The sequence below is a fragment of the Candidatus Poribacteria bacterium genome, assembly GCA_021162805.1.
GTDB lineage: Bacteria > Poribacteria > WGA-4E > B28-G17 > B28-G17 > JAGGXZ01.
Genome location: JAGGXZ010000075.1, coordinates 1 through 4,032, shown reverse-complemented (window position 1 = coordinate 4,032; position 4,032 = coordinate 1). Strand labels below are relative to the sequence as shown.

General features: G+C 57.8%; 2 protein-coding genes. Both read right to left on the bottom strand.

What is annotated here, in order from left to right:
- Positions 1–114: 114 nt before the first annotated feature.
- Positions 115–3,030 carry a PEGA domain-containing protein gene (locus tag J7M22_06045; GenBank protein ID MCD6506169.1) on the bottom strand — a complete coding sequence of 972 codons (2,916 nt, stop codon included), beginning with the start codon at positions 3,028–3,030 and terminating at the stop codon, positions 115–117.
- A gap of 121 nt (positions 3,031–3,151) precedes the next feature.
- On the bottom strand, positions 3,152–4,032 hold an 881-nt coding region (locus J7M22_06040), incomplete at its 5' end, for a hypothetical protein (protein ID MCD6506168.1).

The window sequence follows — 4,032 nt, the reverse complement described above, 5'->3', positions numbered from 1 at the left end:
CGTCGGAAACCCTTATGTGATAAGACTTCCTGGCGCTCTCAATTGTTCGAGTTTTTGAAACTTCGACAAGCCCAGAATTTTCAAGGGTTTTCTCGGACTGAGGACTGAGATTTGTCAGTCAGCCAGGTCAGGACCCTTAGGATTCCTGCGAGGGCTCCTGGAGTAGTAGTTTTCATCATACCAGTCCGCACACCACTCCCACACGTTCCCCGCCATGTCATAAAGACCGTAGCCGTTAGGGACAAAGCTTCCCACGGGCGCCGTCCCCACATAGCCGTCATCGTATCCTTCCACTATCGTCCAGCCGGGATATTTCCTCTTCGCCGTCTCATCGGCGAAGTTCCCCACGAGCTGTCTCGGTGGCATCTCATCTCCCCACACATACCGTTTTCCCACAAGCCCGCCTCTTGCGGCCTTCTCCCATTCCGCCTCCGTGGGCAATCGCTTGCCCGCCCACTCCGCATACGCCTTCGCCCCCCACCAGCTCACCTCGATCACCGGGTGATTCTCGTATCCCGCCTTCGGACGATACTGACCGCCCACAAACTCGATGAGACAATCTGAATCGTTGATGTCCAAAAGCTGATGCCCCTCATCGTCCTCGTTTCTCCCTATGTCGTTCAGGAACCTCGCATATAGCTCGTTAGTCACCTCGTATTTGTCAATGTAGAAGGCGTCCAGGTATACGGTGTGGACGGGGCGTTCGTCGAAGCCGCCCTCGTTGAAGTGATCGCCCATCTGGAACTCCCCTGCCGGTATCAGCACCATCGGCGCGCCGTCCTTGCCGGTTATGAGAGGCGGCGGCCCTGTAGGCAGCTTCACCTTCCGCTCCACCGTCCCCCTCCACGGTATATCCACCGTCTCCTCGTAATCGCGGAAGCCCTCCTTGGACAGCTTCAGCCTATGGCTCCCTGCGGGCAGCCGGAGCACATTCGGCGTCTGACCGCAATCCCTGCCGTCAACGAAAATGCGCGCCTCAGGAGGCGTCGAGATCACACGCAGCGTCCCCATCTTCCTCTCCAGCTCCCCCTCCAGCCTCTCAGTCCGATCACGAACGATGAACACCGTCTCATATACCTTCGGGACATATCCCTCCTCGATCACCTCAACCTTATGCGCCCCGGGCGAGAGCCTCAGCTTAGCGGGCGTCCTTCCCATCTCCCTGCCGTCCACCATGATCTTGGCTCCCTCAGGCGTCACCTGCACATCGAGCACTCCGAAGTTGGGCGTGAGCTTACGGGATACATCGGTCGTCTCACCCTCCCTGATCTCAACCTCTCCGGACCAGTCCATGTATAGATCCTTGTGCAGCTCCAGAACATACCGTCCCGCATCCACCTCGACCTTCAGCGGTGTGACACCCTTCTCCTCGCCTGCCAGCAACACGGTCGCCCCTGCGGGATCGCTCTCCACATTCAGCGTCCCGAATCGGGGCCTGAGGGTGACCGACTCCTTCGTCACCTCGCCGTCACGGATGAAGACCGTTTCGCTCTGTGGATGATACCGATCCTTGCTCACCTGAAGCTGGTAGGAGCCGCTTGGGAGCCTATCGAGTTTCAGAGGGGTCCTCCCGCTGCCACGGCGTGTCCCCGACGAGTCGATCAGGGCCACCTCCGCGCCGGATGGGGTGCTTTCCACCTCAAGCGATCCGAACCCAGGCCGAAGCACGGCCAACACGGTGTGCTTGCGGTCCTTCTCGATCGTAACCCTCCTTTGATATTCGTGATACAGGGGTTTGCTAACCTTCACCACGTGTTCCCCCACAGGTATGGCCGGGTCCGTGTACGGGGTTTCGCCTACCCCCTTCCCGTCAACGAATACCCTGGCCGCCGTGGGTTTCCCATCCGCAAACGCCTTGACGTATAGCAGCCCGAAGCCCATCTCCTCAGGAGGCGGCAGAGGCGTGGCGGTAGCACGGATCGTCTCCACGGGATGATCGGGGCCGAGCACAACAACCTTCTCATACGGCTTATATCCCGCCCTCTCCAGCCTGAGCCTGTATCGCCCGGCCGGGAGGGTGAGCAGCGTGGGGGTCTCCTGCCCCGTCAGTTTACCGTTCAGGAACACCTGGAACCCCTCGGGGGAGGATATGTCTATCCGATAGGCGACAGGCGCGGGCTTGGCCCTCCTGCCTTCCTGAGGCAGAAGTATGAACTCCCCCTCTCCCTCCAGATAGCCGAACTGTGGCGTCTGATCCGCCACACGCGGCACAACCTGCTTCAGATACGCCCCCAGCTCCATGGCCGTTATCACGCCGTCATCGTTCACATCCGCAGCCTCCGTCCGCAATCCCTCCAGAAGCTCATATGTGAAGGCTCCGTGCCCCCAGTCGGGGCTCTCGGCGGATTGCTCCCCCTTCCTCCCCGCCGTGATCACCTCCCTGACGGGCAACCTCGTTATCTTCTTCAGATATCCCCTCGTGTTCGGATCGAGTCCCTTCAACGACCTCAAAGCCAATCCACTGTAGCAGGAGTCAACCAGGAAGAGGATATGCTTTGCGGGTATGAGCTTAGCGGCCCTGTCGAGCTCGTCCATCCCTATGCAGTATCGGTAGTATTGGGAGTAGTCCGGCTTCTCCCCGAGGTCAACCTTGGCGTCATATGGGATCAGGAATCCCATCTCCCCTCCGTATGGCAGGGGAACCGTCTGGCCGTGGCCTGAAAAGAAAACCAGCACGCAGTCATCCTTCTTCACCCTGTTGGGGTTGGCCAGTTCCGCCAGGGCGTTCAGTATCCCCACCTTTGTGGCCCTCTCGTTTGTGAGGATGATGATGTTCTCCTTTGGGAATCCGAATTTGGTCTGTAGCAGCTTTGCGAGCTCTGTGGCGTCCGCCACTGCGTAGTTGAGCTGGTATTGAGGGGGCAGGTTGGGGTAGTCGTTGATTCCGATGAGCAGAGCCCATCCGGTTCGATAGACCACCTCGGGCAACTCAGGGGGATGTCTGCCCACGACCCTGATGCCCTTCTGGGCGAAAAGGGTGGCGGTGATGAGCAGGATGATCGGTATGATGAGAGGAATTATGCGTTTCATCACAATCACCTCCCCTCGGCGGGGGTGAAGGAACCACCCTACGAGGGCGAGACATTTTTTCACAAATGCCTTGCCCCTACGATACGATTCGCCTTACAGGATGGCTAACAATGCCTCCCCCTCACTCAAACATCCCCTCGATTTCCTCAAGGGACTTCGCCACCTCCACCGCATTCTTCAGCGCCCTAAGCCTCTCAACAGGGGTGTCTTCCCTCAGTCTCTCCATCAGCCTTGTCCCCTCAACACCGAACTTCACCTTAAGCAGACTCTCTATCGCCTCCCTCAGACCCTCTTGTAACCCCTGCTGCAATCCCTGCTGTAGACCCTGTTGAAGGCCTTGCTGTATTCCCTGTTTGATACCTTCTCTTATGCCCTCTCTTATGCCTTCCTCCTTGATTATCTCATAGGCTGCAGATTGTATCATGATATCCCTCCTTCGTCTGACCAATTCCATCGCCATCTCCCTCGATTTCAACCCCGCAAATATCGCCATCGCAGTCAACAGATCCGCCTTCTCTGACATGCTCAATCCACTCCTGTATATCTCCTCCTCAGCTTCCCTCACCACCTCCTCTCCCCCTCTCATCACGGGGAGAAACGGATAAAGCCGTATCTCACCCCTCTCGTAGATCTCCCTCCCATCCATCTCCCACATCCTCAAAAGCCTGAACCTAAACCGCACATGCTCGTCCTCATACTCCTCCCTCGCCACCCTGCTAGGCATGAACAGCATCACCGCTGGCACGACCCGAATGTCATACTCCATCTTCAGCCTCGCCATGTATTCCAGCAACCTCAGCGGTATCTCCCTCTCCCATCTTGTCTGGAACTCCAGGAGCAGGATGAACCTCTCATCCTCCGTCTCCACCATCAGAGGGAAGTCGCTTCTTCTGAGGCTCACGCTCTCCTGTGGCAGCCTCTCTATCAGAGAGACGTGATCGGGCTTTATCCCGAATAGCAGTTGCACGATGGAGTATCTTGCAATCTCCACTGTGACCTTTG

What these genes read in the sequence shown, in the direction of transcription:
- J7M22_06045 (MCD6506169.1), bottom strand. Translation starts at nt 3,030, where the DNA reads ATGAAACGCATAATTCCTCTCATCATACCGATCATCCTGCTCATCACC.